This is a genomic window from Pseudomonas sp. GW821-FHT02B10, assembly GCF_059421865.1.
In genome coordinates this window covers 216,853-236,149 of sequence record NZ_JBWKVU010000009.1, presented here as the reverse complement: position 1 = coordinate 236,149, position 19,297 = coordinate 216,853, and the positions used below count along the sequence as shown (strand labels likewise).

Genomic DNA, 19,297 nt, shown 5'->3' with positions numbered 1-19,297 from the left:
TTGCCGGGAAACCGGCAAGGGGCTTTTTGCTGTCAACGCCTCGGGTAATCCATCCTGATGGGAATGACCGCTATGAATACCCCTTCCCAAGACATGCTCGATAGTCTGTACGGCTTGCCTGCGCACATTGATCAGGCAGCCATTACCCCTCTCTTGCGCCAATACGCCGAGCCCCTGCCGGAGCTGGATTCGTCCGCTTTCGGTGAAATGTTCGACCGCTACGCGGATGCGCGCGTGGTGATGATCGGTGAGGCCAGTCATGGCACCAGCGACTTCTACCAAGCCCGGGCAGCGATCACCCGAAGGCTGATCGAGCAGCACGGGTTCAACATCGTTGCCGTTGAAGCAGACTGGCCGGACGCGAGCCATGTCGATCGTTACGTGCGCGGGTTGGCACACTCGGCCTGGAAGCGCCATATCTTCAGCCGATTCCCGACCTGGATGTGGCGCAACACCGAAGTGAAGGGGTTCGCCCACTGGCTGCACCAATTCAACCACCAGCATGCCCCGCAGCGCCGCGTCGAATTCCGTGGCCTGGACGTTTACAGTTTGCGCAACTCCATTCATGAAGTCCTGAGCTATCTGGACCGGGTCGACCCGCAGTTGGCCCGTGAAGCTCGCCGGCGCTATGGCTGCTTGACGCCCTGGCAGGATGACCCGGCGCTGTACGGTCACTTCGTCGAGCGTGGCGGCCTGATGCCTTGTGAGCAACCAGTGATCGAACAGCTCAATACCCTGCTGACCGAGCAACTGGCCGGGCTCATCAAAGACGACGAGGCGTTCTTCGATGCGACGCAAAACGCCCGGGTGGTGCTGGCGGCGGAACAATACTACCGCGCGATTTATCGAGGCTCGACAGCCTCCTGGAACCTGCGCGACCGACATATGTTCGACACGTTGCGCGCGCTGCTTGAACACCGAGGCCCGCAAGCCAAAGCCGTGGTCTGGGCACACAATTCCCATATCGGCAATGCGGCGGCCACGGAAATGGGCTGGAAGGGTCAGTTCAATATCGGTCAACTGTGCCGCAGTGCCTTCGGGCGAGAGGTCGTTCTGATCGGCATGGGCACCGATCGTGGCCAGGTGGCTGCGGCCGACGACTGGGATGGTGACCTGTTGATCAAGGACATCCGGCCGTCGCGCCCGGACAGCTGGGAGTATCAGTTCCTCAAGGCCGGCGTTGCAGCGTCATTGACCGACTGGCGTGATCCACAGCGCAAGGAACTTCGTCGCGCCCTTTCCAAACCCTTGCTGGAGCGAGCCATCGGTGTGATTTATCGCCCCGAGAGCGAGCGTGGCAGTCACTACTTCGAAGCGGTGCTGGCCGAACAGTTCGACGCCATGATCTGGATCGAGCAAACGAAACCGGTAAAAGCGCTGCCGCTGCCGAAAAGCCAGGAGCTGGAACCGGAAGACGAAACCTTTCCGTTCGGTGTATGAGGCCGGTCAACGAATGCCAGCTATGGAGGGGGGCCGTGCAGATACGTCTCAAACCAGTCGCCAGCAAGCCTGGCGACTTCCTCGAGGGCACCGGGCTCTTCAAACAGATGCGTGGCGCCGGCCACGACTTCCAGGCGCTGCTCACACTGCAGGGCACGACTGCTCTGGCAATTCAGGCCGAACACCACCGGGTCCTGTGCACCAACGATCTGCAGGGTCGGTGCCTTCACTCGAGACAGCACAGGCCCCGCCAGATCGGTCCGCCCTCCCCGACTGACCACGGCGTGCACCACATCCGGCCGTGCGGCTGCGGCCAGCAGCGCCGCGGCCGCACCGGTACTTGCGCCGAACAGGCCGATCCGCAGTGATTGCAACTCCAGGTCCCGACCGATCCAGTCGATCACCTCAGTCAGTCGCCTGGCAAGCAATGCGATGTCGAAACGCAGCTCCCGGGTCCGGTTATCCAGGTGTTGCTCGGTCTCCGTGAGCAGGTCGGACAGCAGCGACCCCAACCCGTGCCTGGCCAGCGACTCGGCAACGTACCGATTGCGTGGGCTTGAACGGCCGCTGCCACTGCCATGAGCGAAGACCACCAGCGCCCTAGCGCCCGGAGGCAGGCGCAAATCGGCTGATAGTTCAATGCCCTCCAGGTCCAGCTGTCGAGATCGAGGTTCAAACATCGCGAGACTCCTGGGCCGAGGGGCCGGGAACCGATTCCCGTTGCCAGGCGCGCTGCAACAGATCGATGACCTCGGTATCCGGCGTCTGGGAAAAATCCAGGTACCAGTAGCCGATCGACATCATCCACTCGGGGGTGAGCGGGCAGATCAGCTCATCCACTTCGCTGCGCAGCGCCTCCGCTGTCTCAAGCGGCGCAACCGGCACCGCAACGACAATGCGCGCCGGTGCTTGCGCACGCACCGCGTGAATCGCCGCCTTCATCGAGGCGCCTGTGGCCAGGCCGTCGTCGATCAGAATCACCACCTGATCCTTGAGTCGCAACGGTGGACGGCCCTCCCGGTAAACCTGTTCACGACGCAACAACTCCTGCGTTTCCCGCGCTACCACGGCATTGAAACTGGCTTGATCAACCGGATGGGCGCGCAGGGCGTCTTCATTGAGGATTTGAATGCCGCCGCTGGCTATGGCGCCCATGGCGAACTCCTCGCGCGAGGGTACTCCCAGCTTGCGGACCAGCATCAGGTCCAGGCGAATGTCCAGGGCCTTGGCCACCTCATAGGCAACCGGAACACCGCCACGGGGCAAGGCGAGGACAATGACATCGGGTCGATGGGCATATTCGAGCAACGGCTCCACCAGGCGTCGACCGGCATCTGCCCGATCGCGCAAGATGGTTTGCAATGAAGGACTCTTGGACATCGGAAAACTTCCTCAGGCGATGACGGCGCTCGCCGCGTAACGTGGGGATGCTGTCTTCCCTATATCGCCAAGACGCTGCAAGGCACCTGATAGAGGATATGTTCGGTCGTGCTGCCCAGCAGCTTATCCAGGCCCCGGGACTGGACTCGGCCCATCACGATCACATCCACCTGTTGCTGATGGGCGAACTCGCTCAGCACCGGAACGGGGTGTCCCTGGATGAAATGCCGGCGGTCAGAGGACACGCCATACCGACCGGCCAGTTTGAGGAACGACTTTTCCATGTCCCTGCGCTGCTCTCTAGTGAGGTCGGCAAGTGTCAGCCCGCCCATGTCGGCCAGATAGGCGGCTGAAATATCGCAGGCATACAGCAGGTGCAGCTCGGCGTCGCACTGCATGGCAAGGTCGCAGGCCTGCTTGATGATCCGCTCATTGAGCTTGTCGCCCTGTGGATCGCTACTCGAAGCATCGACCGCCGCCACCACCTTGCGCGGCATGGCATGGCCACCTTCGCCAACCAGATAGATCGGTATCGGGCAATGGCGCAGCAAACGCCAATCCAGCGGGGTGAAAAAAGCGCGCTTGAGTGCCGGTTCGTGCTGCACTTGTTTGATCAGCAGGTCGGGCTGCATCTCCATGACGTGATCGAGAATGTCTTGCTGCAGGTCATCGGCCCAGGCCACCTCTGTCGTCACCACCAGCCCCCTGTCACGCATATTTTTCGCTTGCTCCTTGAGCCAGTCGCGATGGTCTTGCAGGTAATCCGCGCGTGCCTTTTTCCGGTCGCCTTCTTCAAGCAATGCCAAGAGTTTCCAGGAAGGCATCAAGGCACAGACATGCAGGCTCGCTCCGCTGGCCTTGGCCAGGGCTGCGGCATGGTTCATGACCTGGGAGTGACGCAGGACCGGGTTGATGATCAGCAGTAACCGTTGATACTGGCTCATGAGCTGGCTCCGGGGCAGATGGGTTTCAACGCCTGCCGTGGCCCTTTCGACGGCCGCCGTGGCATCCTCGCTGGCGCAGGCACCAGCGCTTGTAATCCAGCGTCCTCCGTCGATGCTTCCTTGGCGTTGATTTATATCAAGTACCCGCGCAGCGCATCAGCCACCAGTTGACCGATGACGGCATCGTTATGCGCCGACAGCGAGGCCACCTGTGCCTTTTCCCTGGGCGTGCCCACCGGCCGCGACTGGGCCTGGAGCGACGCCACGACCAACGAAAACCCCAGGCCCAGGCCGCGCTTGAGGTCGATCGCGCTGGCTCCCGCGACAACGTTGCGGATGCGTTTGGCGATCGTCACGTCATCATTGCAGACCGTCGGATTGCCCCACTTATTCTGAATCAGCACTGGATTTCGATTTCGCGCCAACGCCACGCATAAAGGCCAATGTACGGATGACAGATGACGAGTGCCGTCAAATGCTGGGGCCGGCCTCACACGGCTAGCGCCAGTCAAGATAACGGTACAGCTCTTCCTCCTGATCGAAATGCAGTCTCACGAGGGTATCCAGGCGAATCAACTGATGCTGAATCTCCTCGGCGGAAGCCGTGGCGGGGTCGACGCTGAAGTCGGCGCTCATGCGTGCCAGCAAATGAATAAGGCGAAAAATCTCCCGGTGAGCGTGGCTCATCGTCGACAGGGGGTCCTCGCCCGGCAGGCTTCGATTCAGCAGCGGGTACAGGGTGTTTTCATCGTCTCGCTCATGTTGCGCCAGCGATGTCTGCAGCTTTCCAACCAGTTCCAGCAAGTCGGCCTGTGCCTGCTCAAGGGGGCGCCGCGAAAAGTCACTGGCCAGTTGATGCAGATCGCTCAGCACTGCGGCCAGTTGCTGGTGTTCGTCTTGCAGGCGATCGATATGTTCTGCGGCTAGTTTTCGTGGACCCATTGCCTGTAGAGGCCCCAATGCACGCAGGGCGTTGATGATGATCAACACATCAATGCCCTCCTGCACAACGGCGCCGACAAGTGGTGGCAGGTAACCGAGCGCAGCCACGACCATGGCCAGCAATGACATGCCCATGCCGACCCATACGCCCTGCCGGGCGATCCGGCAGGTCCGGCGAGCGATGTCCAGCGCATCGACCAGACGGTCCAGGCGATCGACCAGCAATACGACACCCGCCGCTTGCGCAGACGCCGTGGCACCGCTGGCGCCCATCGCCACACCGACATTGGCCGCCGCCAGCGAGGGGGCATCGTTGATGCCGTCGCCGACCATCAGTGTGCTGGCGCGCTGGCAGCCCTCCTGGACAGCCTGCACTTTATCCTTGGGAGTCAACCCGGCTCGCAGCTCGTCTATCCCGGCAGACAGAGCAATCATCTCGGCGGTTTCCAGGCGGTCCCCGGTGAGCATGACGATTTTCTCGATGCCTCGGTTGCGCAATCGCCGCAAGGTTTGCGGGGTTTCTCGGCGCACCTTATCCGAAAACACCAGCAGGCCAGCCAGCGTCCCGTCCACGTCGATGAAGCTGCCACTACACGCCAGATAATCCATGTGGCGCAGCATGGCCGTGGTCCAGTCAGTCGCAGGCGCTTGTTCATGAACAAAAGACAAGGTGCCGAAACGCACGCGCCGGCCTTCGACCAGACCACAAAGCCCCGAGCCAGGATGTTCCTCTACCTCCCGCGGAACGCTGAGTGATAAATGGCGTTGATGTGCCGCCTCGACCATTGCCTGGCAGATCGGGTGCGTCGAAGCCTGCGCCAGCGAGGCGGCCAGGCCAAGCAGGTGCTGAGGATTGGCCAGCCCGTTGACCTCTATCGACTGCAGGCGCGCATGGCCGCTGGTCAGTGTGCCGGTCTTGTCGAGAAATACCTGCCTGATCCCGGCCAACGCCTCCAGGGTCGTGCCGTCCTTGATCAATATCCCGCGCCGCGCCGCCCTCGAAATGCCTGACATGATGGAAATCGGCACCGCCAGGATCAACGGGCATGGTGTGGCGACCACCAGAACCGCCAGAACCCGCAAGGGATCGCCACTCATTTGCCAGGCTACGGTGGCGATCAGCAAGGTCAGCGGAATGAACAGCAGCGCATAGCGGTCGGCCAGGCGCACAAAAGGTGCGCGCGAGCGTCGTGCCGTCTCCGCCAGCCGCACTATCCCGGCATAGGTGCTTTGCGCTGCCGTTCGCGTGGCGGTTAACAGGAAAGGTGCACCGACATTGGATACGCCACTGGGCAGTTGCTCACCTTTACGACGGGTTACCGGCAACGACTCACCGCTGAGCGCCGATTCGTCCAGGATGGCCGCGGGACTCAGCAGGCGACCATCGACGGGTATCACCTCCCCCAGGCGCACCAGCAATGTCTGCTGCGGTTGGATCTGTTCGACCGGGATCCTGCGTAAGCCGCCCTGCTCCTGCAGCCAGGCAAAACGTGGTGCCCGATCGATGAGCGCGCGAAGCTCGCGCTCGGCGCGTTGCCTGGTGAAGAACTCCAGGGTGCGTCCGGTAGCCAGCATCAAGGCAATCACCGCCGCCACCAGCATCTGCTCCAGGGCCAGGGCGGCGACCATCGACATCAGCGCGATCAGGTCTACACCCGCCTCGCGCCGGGCCAGGCGCCGGGCAATCTCGACGAGCAGGACCAAGGCCATCACCAGGCTGCCTGTGGCCCAGCCTAGCGATGCCCAGCCAGGCTTCTGCGCCATGTGCGCAACGCCACCGGCCAGGAGCGTCAGGACGCAGAACAGTAATAGCACCGGGTTCAGCCACTTGCCGAACATCGAGGAGAGTTCCTCAAAAAGCGATTCGCATTCAGCGCTGTGAAAACCGTTGTCCGTCATAGGATCACTCTCGTCTCCACCACGACGCCTCGATCGATGAGTGGCAACACCGGGGGCTTTGTCAGAGCGATGAGCTTGCAGGCTGGTCGGCACTCGAGAGCTCGACGCTGTCGCGGTACTCCGGCACCGAGACCGACCATCCCAACTCCTGGCTGATGCGCCGGCGCAGCACGTCCGAGGCGTTGGGTTCGCCGTGCACCACAAAGGTGTGCTTCGGTGGCCGCTTGAACCCGCGCAGCCACTGCATGATTTCATCGGCGTCGGCGTGCGCGGACAAGGTTTCCATCGGCACTACTTCGGCGCGGATTGGCACATCCTTGCCGTGGATACGCACCGACTCGGCGCCCGCGACTATCTGCGCGCCGCGGGTGCCGCCGGCCTGGAAGCCCGGCACCAGCAACGTATTGATCGGGTTGGGGGCCAGCGCCTTGAGGTGGTGAACCACCCGGCCACCGGTGGCCATGCCACTGGCGGCGATGATCACCGCGGGCGTGCGTTGCAGATCCAGGTTGATCGATTCCTGGGTCGTGCGCACGAAATGCGCGACATGGCACATACCTTCACACTCTTCCTGGGAGAGACGGTGCTCACTGCGAAAACGCTGGTACAGGCGCGTGACATCGGTGGCCATGGGGCTGTTGAGGTAGATCGGCAGGTCTGGGATCGCTCGCCGCTGTAGCAGCCGGTACAGGTGATACATCAGCAATTGCGCGCGCCCGACCGCAAACGACGGTACCAGGGTGATGCCGCGGCGCATCGCGGTACGGTTGATGACCTGTGCCAGTTGCTCTTCCGGCGACTCGACGGGGTGCCGGCGATCGCCATAGGTCGACTCCACCAGCAAATAATCGGCGTGCTCGATGGTTTCCGGGGCGAACATCAAAGGGTCGTTGGGCCGCCCCAGGTCCCCGGAGCACACCAGCGTGACGCCGCCGGCCACGACTTCCACCGTGGCCGCGCCGAGAATATGCCCGGCGCAGCGCAACTGGATGCTCATACCCGGGACGATATCGACCCGATGGTGCAACTCCAGCGGCCGCAGCAGCTTCAGGGCGCGTTCCGCATCCTGCTCGGTATAGAGCGGCAGCGCCGGGGTGTGTTTCGAGTAGCCATGGCGATTGGCGAACTCGGCCTCTTCCTCCTGCAGGCGGCCACTGTCGCGCAACAGGATTTTCACCAGCTCACAGGTGGCGGCCGTGGCATACACCGGGCCTCGGTAGCCGTTGCGCGCCAGTACCGGCAAGTAGCCGCTGTGATCCAGGTGGGCATGGGTCAGGACAATGGCATCCAGGTCGCGAACCGGTAGCTGGAACGGATCCCAGTTATGCAGGCGCAACTGCTTGTAACCCTGGAACAGGCCGCAATCGATCAGTACGTGCTGGCCTTCATGCTCCAGCAAGTACTTGCTGCCGGTGACCGTGCCGGCCGCGCCGAGAAATGACATTCGCATGCTCGTCTCCTTGAACCTTCATGGGAGGGGTATTGATCGCTCCTTTCGCCCTGGCGACCGTTGACTTTTATCAAGCATGGTTGTGCCCGCGGTCATTTCAGCCGGCCTCGACGGGTGGTTTGACCAGCATCAGGCTGCAGGGGGCATGGCGCAGCAGGCGCTCGGCGGTACTGCCGACGAACATCTCGACGCCGTGGCGGCAGGCCGTGCCCAGCACAACCATGTCGAAGGCGTTCCTGCGGGCAAAATGCTCGATCGCCTGATGGGGAATGCCGGCCAGCAAATGTCGGCGGCCCTCCTCGATGCCATAACGCTCGGCAAGCAGATCGAAGGCCTCTTGCTGGGCATCGTTGACCGCATCGCGCAAGCTGGCGTCCAGGCTCGAGGTCGGCACACTCATCACCGCGTCGCCCACCACCGACCAGTTGCTGACATTGAGCAGGTGCAAGGTAGCGCCGCAGGACGTTGCCAGCGTCGAGGCCAGGTCGAGAATCCGTTCGTTGAGCCCTTGGGTCAGCGCTTCCAGGTGAGACAGGTCGATGGCGGCGAGGATCTTCAGCGGCTTGGGGTTTTCCGCGCGGCTGACCAGGTGCAAGGAAGCGGGACAATCACGCAGCAACAGCCAGTCCAGAGGCCGATGGAAGACCCGATCAAGTGCCGGCACCCGTTGCACATCCTTGATCACCAGGTCCGGGTGGAAGTCGTTCACATACTCAAGCACGTGGGCCGGGCTCAGCCTGGCCCAGACCACTTCAGTGGTCACATGCCCTCCTTTGCATCGTTCAAGCCTGGCCTGTTGCTCGAGCCAGTAACGGTGCACCTGCAGGTAGCCTTCCCGGGCCTGGGCCATCGCGTCGTGGTCGAACAGGCCGGCCACCGCCAGTGCGTTGACGTAATCGAACGCGACAATGTGCAACATCGCACCTGTTGCGTTGGCCAGCGCCTGTGCCCGCTCGAATGCGGGGGTGCGAATCATCTCCGTCGGTGCAATGAGCAGTAAACGTTGTATTTTCAACATCACACACCTCGTCCTGGAAACGCTTTACCCGTGTAGCTGCCAGCCCGGCTTCCTGCCGGGAGCATCGTTCAAAAATCATTCATTACTTGCGAGTCGCCTTATCAAGCATCCGACGAGCACGTTCATTCGCCTCATCCGCGACCCGTCGCGCCTGGCTGGCCGTTGCCTCTGCCCGTTCCGCTTTCAAATAAGCTTCATCAGCCCTGAGCCTCGCCGTCGCGGCGTTGTTTTCCGCGGACTCCAGGCGCGCGTCGATTTCCTGGGCATGTCGGTGACTGCAACCGGCCGTCGTCGCCAGCGCGATGCTCAGCAATACAACGGGCAAGTGCTTATCCATGGTTTCCCCCCTTCAGTCGATTACGACCGGATAGCTTCAGGCTGTGCTTCGAGTATCGGGCGCTATCGACCTGAACCTCTGATCTTTATCAACTAATACCGGCTAGCGATCAGCGGACGGCGTCAGCGAAGCCTTGTTGACTTAGCTCAATGTCACAGCGTCGCTCAGGCGTAAAAAAAGAGAGGCCGGTTTGTGACCCGTACAACCAACGCATCAGCCAAAGGACACCATCATGAGCGACCTGAATCTGCGTAAATTCATTCTGGAGGAGCTGGAGTTCCAGCCCGATATCGATGCCGCCAACATCGGTGTGACAGTGGAGAACGGTGTGGTCACGCTCACTGGCCACGTCAACAGCTACGCCCAGAAAATCAGTGCCGAACGTGCGGTAAAAGCCATCAAGGGGGTGCGTGCGCTGGCCGAGGAAATCCAGGTCAGGCTGGAAAAAGGCGCCGGCACGGCGGACGACACCATTGCCAACCGAGCCTTGAACATCCTCAACTGGAGTTCAGACGTACCTGAAGGAGACATCAAGATCATGGTACAGAACGGCTGGATCACCCTCGAAGGCGAAGTCGATTGGCAGTACCAGAAAGAAACCGCGGAGCGGGCGGTGCGTAAATTGTCTGGCGTGGTGGGCGTGGACAACCAGCTCACCCTGCGTCCGCGAGTGGATGCAGGCGATATCCGGCAGCGTATCGAGCAAGCCCTCAAGCGCAATGCGGAAATCGATGCCAAGGCCATTCACATCAAGGTCGACGGCGATGTGGTAAAGCTTGAAGGCAAGGTTCATTTGTGGCGCGAACGGCAAATAGCCGAACGAGCTGCCTGGTCGGTGCCGGGAGTGAGGAAGGTAGACGATCATTTGCTGATCGCCTGAGTCGATCACCCGGGGCGCCCACGGCTCCCCGGGGGATAGGCGGCCTGCCCGCCCGTGCCCCCTCCGAGAGCCAAGGCCATGAACAAAAGTCACCAATGGAACCTGTCCTACTTCGTGATCGCGTTGGCCATGGTCGCCCTCGCCCAGTTTCTCTTTTTCGATCGTCATGTCGTGCAGGACATTCCTTACAGCCAGTTTCTGCAACTGCTGAACGCGCAGAAGGTCAGCGATTTGCGGATTGAGAAGGATCGGATCAGCGGCAAACTGCAGCCCCCCATCGATGGGCACGACCAGTTCTCGACGGTGCGGGTCGAGCCGGCGCTGGCGGCGGATCTTGCCCGATCGACTGTCGGATTCAGAGGCATCAATGAAAACACCCTGATGAGTAACCTGCTGGGATGGTTGCTACCTTTTGTCCTCATCATGGCGGTCTGGCATTTCCTGTTTCGCGGGCTGGCGGAAAAACAGGGCCTGGGTGGATTGATGAGCATCGGCAAGTCCCGGGCCAAAGTGTTCGTGGAGCGCGATACCGGGGTGACCTTCGCCGATGTCGCGGGCATCGATGAAGCCAGGGCCGAACTGGTGGAGATCGTCTCGTTCCTCAAGGACAAGGCCAGGTACGCACGCCTTGGGGCGCATATTCCCAAGGGGACGTTGCTGGTCGGCCCGCCGGGTACAGGCAAGACCCTGGTGGCCAAGGCCATCGCCGGGGAAGCCGGGGTACCGTTTTTCTCGATCTCGGGCTCCGAATTCGTCGAAATGTTCGTTGGCGTCGGCGCCGCCCGAGTGCGTGATCTGTTCGAGCAGGCCAGGCAGGCCGCACCCTGCATTATTTTCATCGATGAGCTCGATGCCCTGGGCAAGATGCGGGGTGTCGGCGCGTTCGGTGGCAATGACGAAAAAGAACAGACGCTCAACCAGCTACTGGCCGAGCTGGACGGATTCGACCCTCGCGAAGGCGTCGTCCTGCTGGCCGCGACCAATCGTCCCGAGATTCTCGACCCGGCACTGTTACGGGCGGGCCGGTTCGACCGGCAGTTGCTGATCGATCGTCCCGATCGCAAAGGCCGAGAGGCGATTCTCAAGGTCCACCTGAAAAAAATTGCCGCGGCAGCGGACCTCGATTGCCAGCGTATCGCCGACATCACCACCGGTTTCACGGGTGCCGACCTGGCCAACCTGGTCAACGAAGCCGCCATCGTGGCCACCCGCCGCGGCGCCGAGTCGGTCCATCTCGACGATTTCACCTCGGCGGTGGAACGCCTTATCGCAGGGGTTGAGCGCAAGAGCAGTCTGTTGCACCCCGACGAACGCAAGGTGGTGGCTTATCACGAGATGGGCCATGCTCTGGCCGCCAGTAGCCTGCCTGCCATGGACCCGGTCCACAAGGTTTCGATCATCCCCCGCGCCGCCGGTTCTCTGGGCTATACCTTGCAGCGGCCGACCGAGGATCACTTCCTGATCAGTTGTCAGATGCTCAAGGATCGGATTGTCGTGCTAATGGCCGGGCGCGCCGCCGAGTTCCTTGCCTATGGCCAGATATCCACCGGCGCCGCCGACGACCTGGGGCACGCCACCGATATTGCCCGCCAGTTGATCACTCGGTTCGGCATGGACTCGACACTCGGCCAGTCGGTACTCGAACGGCAACCTGCAAGCTATTTGGGCGAACACCTGCCGCGAGGTGGCGAGAGAGACTATTCGGAACAAACCGCCCGGGAAATTGACCTGGGGATCCGCGCCTTGCTCGATGATGCCTATGACAAGGCCAAGGCCCTGCTCCAGAGCCGCAGGAACGACCTGGATGCCGGAGCCCGCCTGCTGCTGGAAAAGGAAACCCTGACCCCCGAGGAATTTCCACCGCTCCGACCGCTGGTGCCGGCCCCGGCTTCGCAGCGGCTGAGCGCGCTCTGACACTCAAGTACCTGCCGCGGGCGTCCATTGCCAGTTCAACACCTCGGGCATGTCCTGTCCGTGTTCGATGAGGTAGAGCTTGTGCTTTTCCAGGGTCGACCAGTAACGCGACCGCGCCAGCTGTAGCTGATCGTGCAGCCGTGGCACCCGCTCGATCACGTCCAGCGCCAGCTGGTAACGATCCAGATTGTTGATCACCGCCATGTCGAAGGGTGTAGTGGTCGCGCCCTCCTCCTTGAAGCCGCGCACGTGGAAACGCTCGTGATTGTTTCGCTTGTACAGCAACCTGTGGATCAGTGCCGGGTAGCCGTGGAAAGCGAAGATCACTGGCTTGTCGAAGGTAAACAGCTCCTCGAACGCACTGTCCGGCAAACCATGGGGGTGCTGGTAGGAGGGCTGCAGCACCATCAGGTCGACGACATTCACCACCCTTACCCGCAGATCCGGGACATACTCGCGCAGCAGGGTCACGGCGGCCAGGGTTTCCAGGGTCGGCACATCGCCGGCGCAGGCCATCACCACGTCGGGGTCCTGGTCATCCCGGCAGGCCCAGCCCCATCGCCCGATCCCGGCCTGGCAATGGCGGATGGCCGCATCGATATCCAGCCACTGCCACTCCGGTTGCTTGCCGGCCACGATGACGTTGATGTAGTTACGACTGCGCAAGCAGTGATCGGCTACCGATAACAGGCAATTGGCGTCGGGTGGCAGATAGATTCGCGCTATATCGGCCTTTTTGTTCGCCAGCAGGTCGATGAACCCCGGGTCCTGGTGGGAGAAGCCGTTATGGTCCTGGCGCCAGACATGGGAAGTCAGCAAATAGTTGAGCGAGGCCACGGGTTTTCGCCATGGCACCTCGGCGGCGGTTTTCAGCCATTTGGCGTGCTGATTGACCATCGAATCGACGATGTGAATGAAGGCCTCGTAACAGGACAGCAGACCATGCCGTCCCGTCAGCAGATAACCCTCGAGCCACCCTTCACAGACCTGTTCGCTGAGGATTTCCATCACCCGGCCGTCAGCCGCCAGGTGACTGTCGTCAGGCTCTTGGGGATCCATCCAGGCCTTGGCACTGACCTCATAGACCGCGTCCAGCCGGTTCGAGGCCGTTTCATCCGGGCCGAACAAGCGAAAATTGCGCGACACCAGGCTGTTTTTCATCACGTCCCGCAAAAATCTTCCCAGCACGCGGGTGGCCTCTGCCCGCAGGCAGCCCGGCGCCGCGAGCTGCACCGCATAGTCGGCGAACCCTGGCAGATCCAGCGGTCGCAACAACAAGCCGCCATTGGCATGGGGGTTGGCGCTCATGCGCCGGTGTCCGCTGGGCGCCAGTGCGGCAAGCTCGGGCAGCAAGGCTCCGTTGGCATCGAACAGCTCGTCGGGGCGGTAGCTGTTGAGCCACTCCTCGAGCTGGCGCAGGTGAAGCGGTTGCTGGAAATCGGCCAGGGGTACCTGATGCGCGCGGCAGGTGCCTTCGACCCGATGGCCGTCGACGAACTTCGGCCCGGTCCAGCCCTTGGGAGTGCGTAACACCAGCATGGGCCACAGAGGCCGCTCCGGAACCTGGCCCTGGGTATTGCGGCGGGCGACGCGCTGGATCTCGCGAATGTCCAGCACCACCCTGTCCAGGGTTCTGGCCAGCGCCTGATGCACCTCCATCGGGTCATCGCCTTCAACGAAATACGGATCGTAGCCATAGCCATACATCAAGGCCGACAGCTCGTCCTCGCTGATCCTGGAGAGCACCGTGGGATTGGCGATCTTGTAGCCGTTGAGGTGCAGGATCGGCAACACCGCGCCATCGCGCGCCGGGTTGAGGAACTTGTTGGAATGCCAGCTGGCTGCCAGCGTTGCCGTTTCTGCCTCCCCATCGCCAATGACACAGGCAACGATCAGCTCCGGATTATCGAAGGCGGCGCCGTAGGCATGGGCCAGGCTGTAGCCCAACTCTCCGCCTTCATGGATCGACCCTGGAATCTGCGCCGAAACATGACTGGAGATCCCGTATGGCCAGGAAAACTGCCGGAACAGGCGGCTCAGGCCGCTGGCGTTGCGCCCCACCTCTGGATTGAACTCGGTGTAGGTGCCTTCCAGGTAGGTCTGCGCCACGACAGCCGGCCCGCCATGACCGGGGCCGGCGATAAAGATCATGTTCAGATCGTACTGGTTGATCAGCCGATTGAGGTGCGTGTAGACAAGGTTGAGTCCCGGCGTAGTGCCCCAGTGCCCCAATAACCGCGGCTTGATATGGGACAGGGCCAGCGGCACCTTCAGCAGCGGGTTGTCCTTGAGGTAGATCTGCCCGACCGCCAGGTAATTGGAGGCCCGCCAGTAGGCATCCAGTGTTTCCAGTTGCTCTGCGCTCAGAAAATCGCTCATGAAGTTCTCCGCCTGGGGGCCCACCGATCGAGATTCGTTGATTCTGGGAGTCTGGAACACGCAAAACTTGATTTACATCAAGTTGCGCAGGCACCATTGAAATTGAATGACGCAACATTTCTATCGATGTCCGGCAATGCCTCTCCGGTCGGGGCGGTTCCATTCGTCGCGTCCTCTCGGCAAGCAGCCGAATGGCGCGCCTTGCCCATGCCCAGGAACTATGCTTCACCCACCAATAGAGGGCTTACTGGCATGCCCGACACCCGAGTGTCCCCCAACCACTACCTCAAGGCTGCATGCGCCAACTGCAGTGTCCTGGAGCTGTGCCTGCCGCTTGGCCTGAGCGGGCCGGAGATCGAGCGTCTGGACACTCTGATCGTGCAACGCTTCAAGGTTAAAAAAGGCACGGCCCTCTACCGTACAGGCGATCCCTTGCGCTCGCTGTATGCAGTCCGCATAGGCTCGTTCAAGACCAGCATGGTTTCAATCGACGGTCGTGAACAGGTCACCGGCTTTCAGATATCGGGTGAGATGCTTGGTCTGGATGCCATCAGTGCCGACGAACACGCCTGCAGCGCGTTCGCCCTGGAGGACAGCGAAGTCTGTCCCATCCACTTCGCTCAACTGGAGAAACTCGCCCAGGACTTGCCATCCTTGCAACACAGCCTGAACAAACTCCTGAGTAGAGAGATCGTGCGCGATCACAGCATGTTGATGCTGATGGGCAATATGAACTCCGACGAACGCCTGGCGGCCTTCCTGCTGAACCTGTCGCAACGCCTGAGCCTGCGTGGCTACTCGTCCAGGGACTTCATCCTGAAAATGCGCCGCGAGGAGATCGGCTCCTACCTGGGGCTGAGGCTGGAAACCATTTGCCGGGGCATCGCGCACCTGCGGGACCAGGGGCTGGTGGAAATTTCCGGGCGGGAAGTCAAGGTCCTGAACCTGGAGGGGCTCAAGCAATTGGTCGCAGGTTGCCACCGCTCGGCCCTGCGCTGACCCTGCACGTCCGGAGAATCGTCATGCGCGCCATGGTCCTGCATACCCCCGGCGAGCCGCTGCGACAGGAACAACGCCCGGTCCCGACACCCGGCCCCCGGCAACTGCTGATCAAAGTCCTGGCCTGCGGCGTCTGCCGCACTGACCTGCATCTGGTCGATGGCGAGTTGCCCCAGGCGCTGCTGCCACGAGTGCCCGGCCACGAAATCGTTGGCCAGGTGACCGCGGTGGGCGCCGACGTCGTGCCCGACTGGATCGGCCAGCGGGTGGGCGTTCCGTGGCTCGGCTGGACATGCGGCGAATGCGCGTTCTGCCGCACCGGCCGGGAAAACCTGTGCGACCAGGCACAATTTACCGGCTGTCACCTGGACGGCGGCTACGCCGACTACACCCTCGCCGATGCCCGGTTCTGCCTGCCGATTCCCGAAGCGCTCCCGGCCACCCAGGCCGCGCCGTTGCTGTGTGCCGGGCTGATCGGTTTTCGGGCGCTGCGGATGGCCGGGAACGCGCGCCACCTGGGCCTCTACGGTTTCGGAGCGGCAGCGCACCTGGCCATCCAGGTGGCATTGGGCCGGGGGCAGCAGGTGTATGCCTTCACCCGGCCCGATGACCGCGCGGGCCAGGACTATGCCCGCTCGCTGGGGGCCCGTTGGGCCGGCCCCTCGGATCAAGCACCGCCGCACCCGCTCGATGCCAGCCTGATCTTCGCCCCCGTCGGCTCGCTGGTACCGGCGGCGCTGGCCGTCACGGTCAAGGGCGGCTGCGTGATTTGCGCCGGCATCCACATGAGCGACATCCCGGCATTCCCTTACCGACTACTCTGGGGCGAACGCAGCGTGCGCTCGGTGGCCAACCTGACCCGTGAAGACGGCAGCGCGTTTTTCGCAGAATTGCAGCACACCCCCGTCCACTGCGACGTCACCTGCTTCGCCCTGGAGGATGCCAATCAGGCCCTGGAGCGCCTGCGGGCCGGTCAGTTCAACGGGGCGATCGTACTCACTCCGTGACGCCCGGGCCGTTCACCTGACCGCCAGAATACTGCCCGGCACCGAGTACAGCGCCCGTTCGGTCGTGCTGCCGATCAAGCGGTCGATTCCCACCCGATGCACAGTCCCCATCACCACCACATCGGCCAGGTACTGCTCAACGAAGTCGCCGATCGCGGGCACCGGCGGGCCCGGGACAAAGTGCCGGCGTTCCGGCGCGATGGCATAACGCTCCGCCAGGGTGACGAACGCCAGGTGCAAGGACTCACGCAGCTCTTCGACGACGTCCATGCCCCAGCCACCGCTGACCAGCGGTGCATCGCCATTGAAGGCCGGCGACAGGTCATAGGCGTACAGCAGGTGCAGTGGCGCATCGCATTGCAGGGCCAGGACGTTGGCCGTCTGGATGATGGTGTCGTTCAGGCCGCTGATCTGGGTCGGTGGATCGAATGGGTCCACCGCCGCCACGACCCGGTGCGGCAATCCGTAACGGGCCTGATTGACCAGATGCACGGGGATCGGGCACTCACGCAGCAGATGGCAATCCAGGGGCGTGATGAATACTCGCTTGAGCAGCGGTTCCAGGCTGACATCCTTGATCAGCAGGTCCGGACCGAGCTCTTCGACCGTCTTCAGGATGTCCAGCAGCGGATGGGTGGTGAACAACACGTCGACCGTCGCCTCCAGCCCCAGGTCGCCGAGCCGCTGGGTTTCTTCGGCCACCCATCGGCGATGGCGACGCAGATAACGCTGATAGCCCGCCTCGTCGATTCTCTCTTCCCACAGATGCACCACCGGCGCCGGCTCGGCGAAACCGCGTACATGCAGCGCAGCCCCGCTGGCCTTGGCCAGCGCGACAGCCCGCAGCAAGGCTGGCGACTGATGCAGGGTTGGATCGGCGATCAGCAGCAAACGTTGGTAATGCCCCATCACACACCTCGCTCAGGCACCGGTCGAACAGGCCGGCATAGACCTAGAGTGCGCCTTGTGTGCCGGCAAGCGCCTTGATGTACATCAGATCCCACTCGATGAGCGACGCCTGTCGCCGGTGTCTGATCCAGATCAGATCCGACTGTCATCAGCGGGGTAAAACGAAGCGAACCGCGTGTGCCCTGCCGCGCGGCCCCTTTCGGCCGTATGGAGAACCCCATCATGCTCACTGTCAAAAACCACAACGAACGGGCCGCCGCCGTCTACGCCGCGGTCCCCGGAGAACACTGGATCGAAACGCTGAAGGACGGCCATCATGTGCTGATCCGGCCACTGGCGGAAAAGGACCGCGAGCGGGAGTACGCCTTTATCAGGCGCCTGTCTCCCGAGTCCAGGCACATGCGTTTCCTCGCCCAGATCAACGACCCCAGTGGCGCCCTGCTCGATCAGTTGATGTACACCGATGGCAAGCAGCACATGGCCTACGTCGCGCTGGCTCACGAGAACGGACAACTGATCGAGATCGGTATCAGCCGCTACGCCGCCACGGGCGAGCACGAATGCGAATGCGCGGTAACCGTCGCCGACGAATGGACGCACCTGGGCCTGGGAACCTTATTGATGGAGCATCTGATCGAGGCTGCCCGCAAGAACGGCTTTCACCAGATGTATTCGATCGACGCCGCCAGCAATGCGCCCATGCGCGACCTGGCCAAGGCCCTGGGTTTCGAACGGAGTCACGATCCCGACGACAGCCGCCAGGTCATCCATCGCCTCCACCTGTAAACCAGCGCCCCGTGGCGTACCGGCCAGCGGGCCGCCACGGGCGATTCAATCCTCAATCAAAGCGTCTTGTCCGGTTTTATCGCCAGTACGCTGCACGGAGCCCGGTGCAAAAGCTGCTCGGCGGTGCTGCCCAAGAGTTTTTTCAGTCCCTTGTGCTGCACGGTTCCCATGACAATGACGTCAGTCCGGTGGGCAGTCGCAAAGTCACAGATACACGACAGCGGCGTACCCTCGATGAAATGGCGACGCTCTGGAGGCACGCCATGGCGTTCGGCCAGCGCTGCGAATGCCTCGAATTGCGCCTCGCCCAACACTTCGTAGATCCCGACGCTCAGCGGCAGCACGCCAACCCCCATGTCCTGGGCATACACCGCGGCCCAGTCATACACATGCACCAGCTCGAGTGCCGCGGCACATTGCCCGGCCAGCTTTACCGCGGCGTCGATAATCTGGTCGTTGAACACCCTGTCCTGCTCATCGCTGCGCAGCACATCGACGATGGCCAGTACGTTGCGTGGCCGTGGGTTGAGGGCATTGGTCACCAGGTGCACCGGTACCGGACAGTCCCGTAGCAACTGCCAATCCAGGGGAGTGAAAAACACGCGCTTCAAGGCAGGCTCTTCTTCGGCATCCTTGACGATCAGGGCCAGGGGCATCTCATTGACGAAGTGCAGGATTTCTTCGAACGGATGCTGCACCCAGACCACTTCGCGGGTGACCTCGATCCCCTGTTCGCTCATCGAGCGAGCTTGCTCGTCAAGCCATTGCCGATGGCTTTGCAGATACCCGTCCCGGGCCTGGGCGATCTGTTCGGGTGCGAACAGGCCGGCCACCGCCAGCGCCTGCAAATAATCGAACGCCACGATATGCAAGGGTAGCTGCATCGCCCGGGCCAGCGCCGCAGCGCGGTCGAATGCCGGTGTGCGGTTCATGGCGGGAGGGGCAATTAGCAGTAAACGCTGGGTCTGCGACATAAGGCACCTCGGCACGCGGCCATCTCAGAACACGGAATG

General features: G+C 62.2%; 16 protein-coding genes and 1 pseudogene. 6 read left to right on the top strand and 11 right to left on the bottom strand.

The features are described 5' to 3' along the window. The first annotated feature begins 72 nt into the window (after positions 1 to 72). Positions 73 to 1,440 carry an erythromycin esterase family protein gene (locus AC07VU_RS20215; protein ID WP_457276405.1) on the top strand — a complete coding sequence of 456 codons (1,368 nt, stop codon included), beginning with the start codon at positions 73 to 75 and terminating at the stop codon, positions 1,438 to 1,440. A 20-nt stretch (positions 1,441 to 1,460) separates the two neighbouring features. On the opposite strand, the gene AC07VU_RS20210 is transcribed toward AC07VU_RS20215, so the two are convergent. The 8 genes and pseudogenes from AC07VU_RS20210 to AC07VU_RS20175 all read right to left on the bottom strand — a co-directional run bounded on the left by AC07VU_RS20210 (position 1,461) and on the right by AC07VU_RS20175 (position 9,410). Continuing rightward, complete coding sequence (locus AC07VU_RS20210; protein WP_274302851.1) at positions 1,461 to 2,120, bottom strand: dienelactone hydrolase family protein; 660 nt, start codon at positions 2,118 to 2,120, stop codon at positions 1,461 to 1,463. Then, positions 2,113 to 2,820 carry a phosphoribosyltransferase gene (locus AC07VU_RS20205; RefSeq protein ID WP_495030330.1) on the bottom strand — a complete coding sequence of 236 codons (708 nt, stop codon included), beginning with the start codon at positions 2,818 to 2,820 and terminating at the stop codon, positions 2,113 to 2,115. Before AC07VU_RS20205 ends, AC07VU_RS20210 begins: the two co-directional genes overlap by 8 nt. A 59-nt stretch (positions 2,821 to 2,879) precedes the next feature. Then, positions 2,880 to 3,764: a universal stress protein gene (locus AC07VU_RS20200; protein WP_495030329.1), complete on the bottom strand. Its 885-nt coding sequence runs from the start codon at positions 3,762 to 3,764 to the stop codon at positions 2,880 to 2,882. A gap of 149 nt (positions 3,765 to 3,913) precedes the next feature. Beyond that, a pseudogene (groEL, locus tag AC07VU_RS20195) lies at positions 3,914 to 4,195 on the bottom strand (chaperonin GroEL); the annotation flags it as partial. 67 nt (positions 4,196 to 4,262) lie between these two features. Beyond that, the gene (locus AC07VU_RS20190) at positions 4,263 to 6,545 is read right to left on the bottom strand and encodes a heavy metal translocating P-type ATPase (protein WP_274306791.1); all 2,283 of its coding nucleotides are present in this window, start codon (positions 6,543 to 6,545) and stop codon (positions 4,263 to 4,265) included. 121 nt (positions 6,546 to 6,666) lie between these two features. Beyond that, on the bottom strand, positions 6,667 to 8,055 hold the full coding sequence (locus AC07VU_RS20185) for an MBL fold metallo-hydrolase RNA specificity domain-containing protein (protein ID WP_274302820.1): 1,389 nt from the start codon (positions 8,053 to 8,055) through the stop codon (positions 6,667 to 6,669). Positions 8,056 to 8,152: 97 nt separating this feature from the next. Beyond that, a complete protein-coding gene (locus AC07VU_RS20180) occupies positions 8,153 to 9,073 on the bottom strand; it encodes a universal stress protein (RefSeq protein WP_274302818.1) in 921 nt (306 codons plus the stop codon). An 82-nt stretch (positions 9,074 to 9,155) separates the two neighbouring features. Further along, a complete protein-coding gene (locus AC07VU_RS20175) occupies positions 9,156 to 9,410 on the bottom strand; it encodes an Lpp/OprI family alanine-zipper lipoprotein (protein WP_274302816.1) in 255 nt (84 codons plus the stop codon). A gap of 232 nt (positions 9,411 to 9,642) precedes the next feature. Between AC07VU_RS20175 and AC07VU_RS20170 the strand changes: the two genes are divergently transcribed. Beyond that, positions 9,643 to 10,290, top strand: coding sequence for a BON domain-containing protein (locus AC07VU_RS20170; protein ID WP_053261128.1), 648 nt, complete (start codon positions 9,643 to 9,645; stop codon positions 10,288 to 10,290). A 78-nt stretch (positions 10,291 to 10,368) separates the two neighbouring features. Further along, positions 10,369 to 12,204: an ATP-dependent zinc metalloprotease FtsH gene (ftsH, locus tag AC07VU_RS20165; protein WP_495030328.1), complete on the top strand. Its 1,836-nt coding sequence runs from the start codon at positions 10,369 to 10,371 to the stop codon at positions 12,202 to 12,204. A gap of 3 nt (positions 12,205 to 12,207) precedes the next feature. Here the strand turns inward: ftsH and AC07VU_RS20160 are convergent, their stop codons facing one another. Beyond that, complete coding sequence (locus tag AC07VU_RS20160) at positions 12,208 to 14,607, bottom strand: phosphoketolase family protein (RefSeq protein WP_495030327.1); 2,400 nt, start codon at positions 14,605 to 14,607, stop codon at positions 12,208 to 12,210. A 228-nt stretch (positions 14,608 to 14,835) separates the two neighbouring features. On the opposite strand from AC07VU_RS20160, the gene fnr reads away from it, so the two are divergent. After that, the gene (fnr, locus tag AC07VU_RS20155; protein WP_274302810.1) at positions 14,836 to 15,582 is read left to right on the top strand and encodes a fumarate/nitrate reduction transcriptional regulator Fnr; all 747 of its coding nucleotides are present in this window, start codon (positions 14,836 to 14,838) and stop codon (positions 15,580 to 15,582) included. 23 nt (positions 15,583 to 15,605) lie between these two features. After that, entirely contained in the window at positions 15,606 to 16,589 is a 984-nt protein-coding gene (locus AC07VU_RS20150; protein WP_274302809.1) for a zinc-dependent alcohol dehydrogenase family protein, read from the top strand. Positions 16,590 to 16,601: 12 nt separating this feature from the next. Here the strand turns inward: AC07VU_RS20150 and AC07VU_RS20145 are convergent, their stop codons facing one another. Further along, positions 16,602 to 17,498 (bottom strand): universal stress protein, encoded by an 897-nt coding sequence (locus AC07VU_RS20145; RefSeq protein WP_495030326.1) that lies wholly within the window; start codon positions 17,496 to 17,498, stop codon positions 16,602 to 16,604. Between the two features lie 222 nt (positions 17,499 to 17,720). On the opposite strand from AC07VU_RS20145, the gene AC07VU_RS20140 reads away from it, so the two are divergent. Further along, positions 17,721 to 18,284, top strand: a complete 564-nt coding sequence (locus AC07VU_RS20140) for a GNAT family N-acetyltransferase (protein WP_274302805.1) — start codon at positions 17,721 to 17,723, stop codon at positions 18,282 to 18,284. A 56-nt stretch (positions 18,285 to 18,340) separates the two neighbouring features. Here AC07VU_RS20140 and AC07VU_RS20135 read toward each other — a convergent pair whose 3' ends face one another. After that, positions 18,341 to 19,258, bottom strand: coding sequence for a universal stress protein (locus AC07VU_RS20135; protein ID WP_150051157.1), 918 nt, complete (start codon positions 19,256 to 19,258; stop codon positions 18,341 to 18,343). Positions 19,259 to 19,297: the final 39 nt, after the last annotated feature.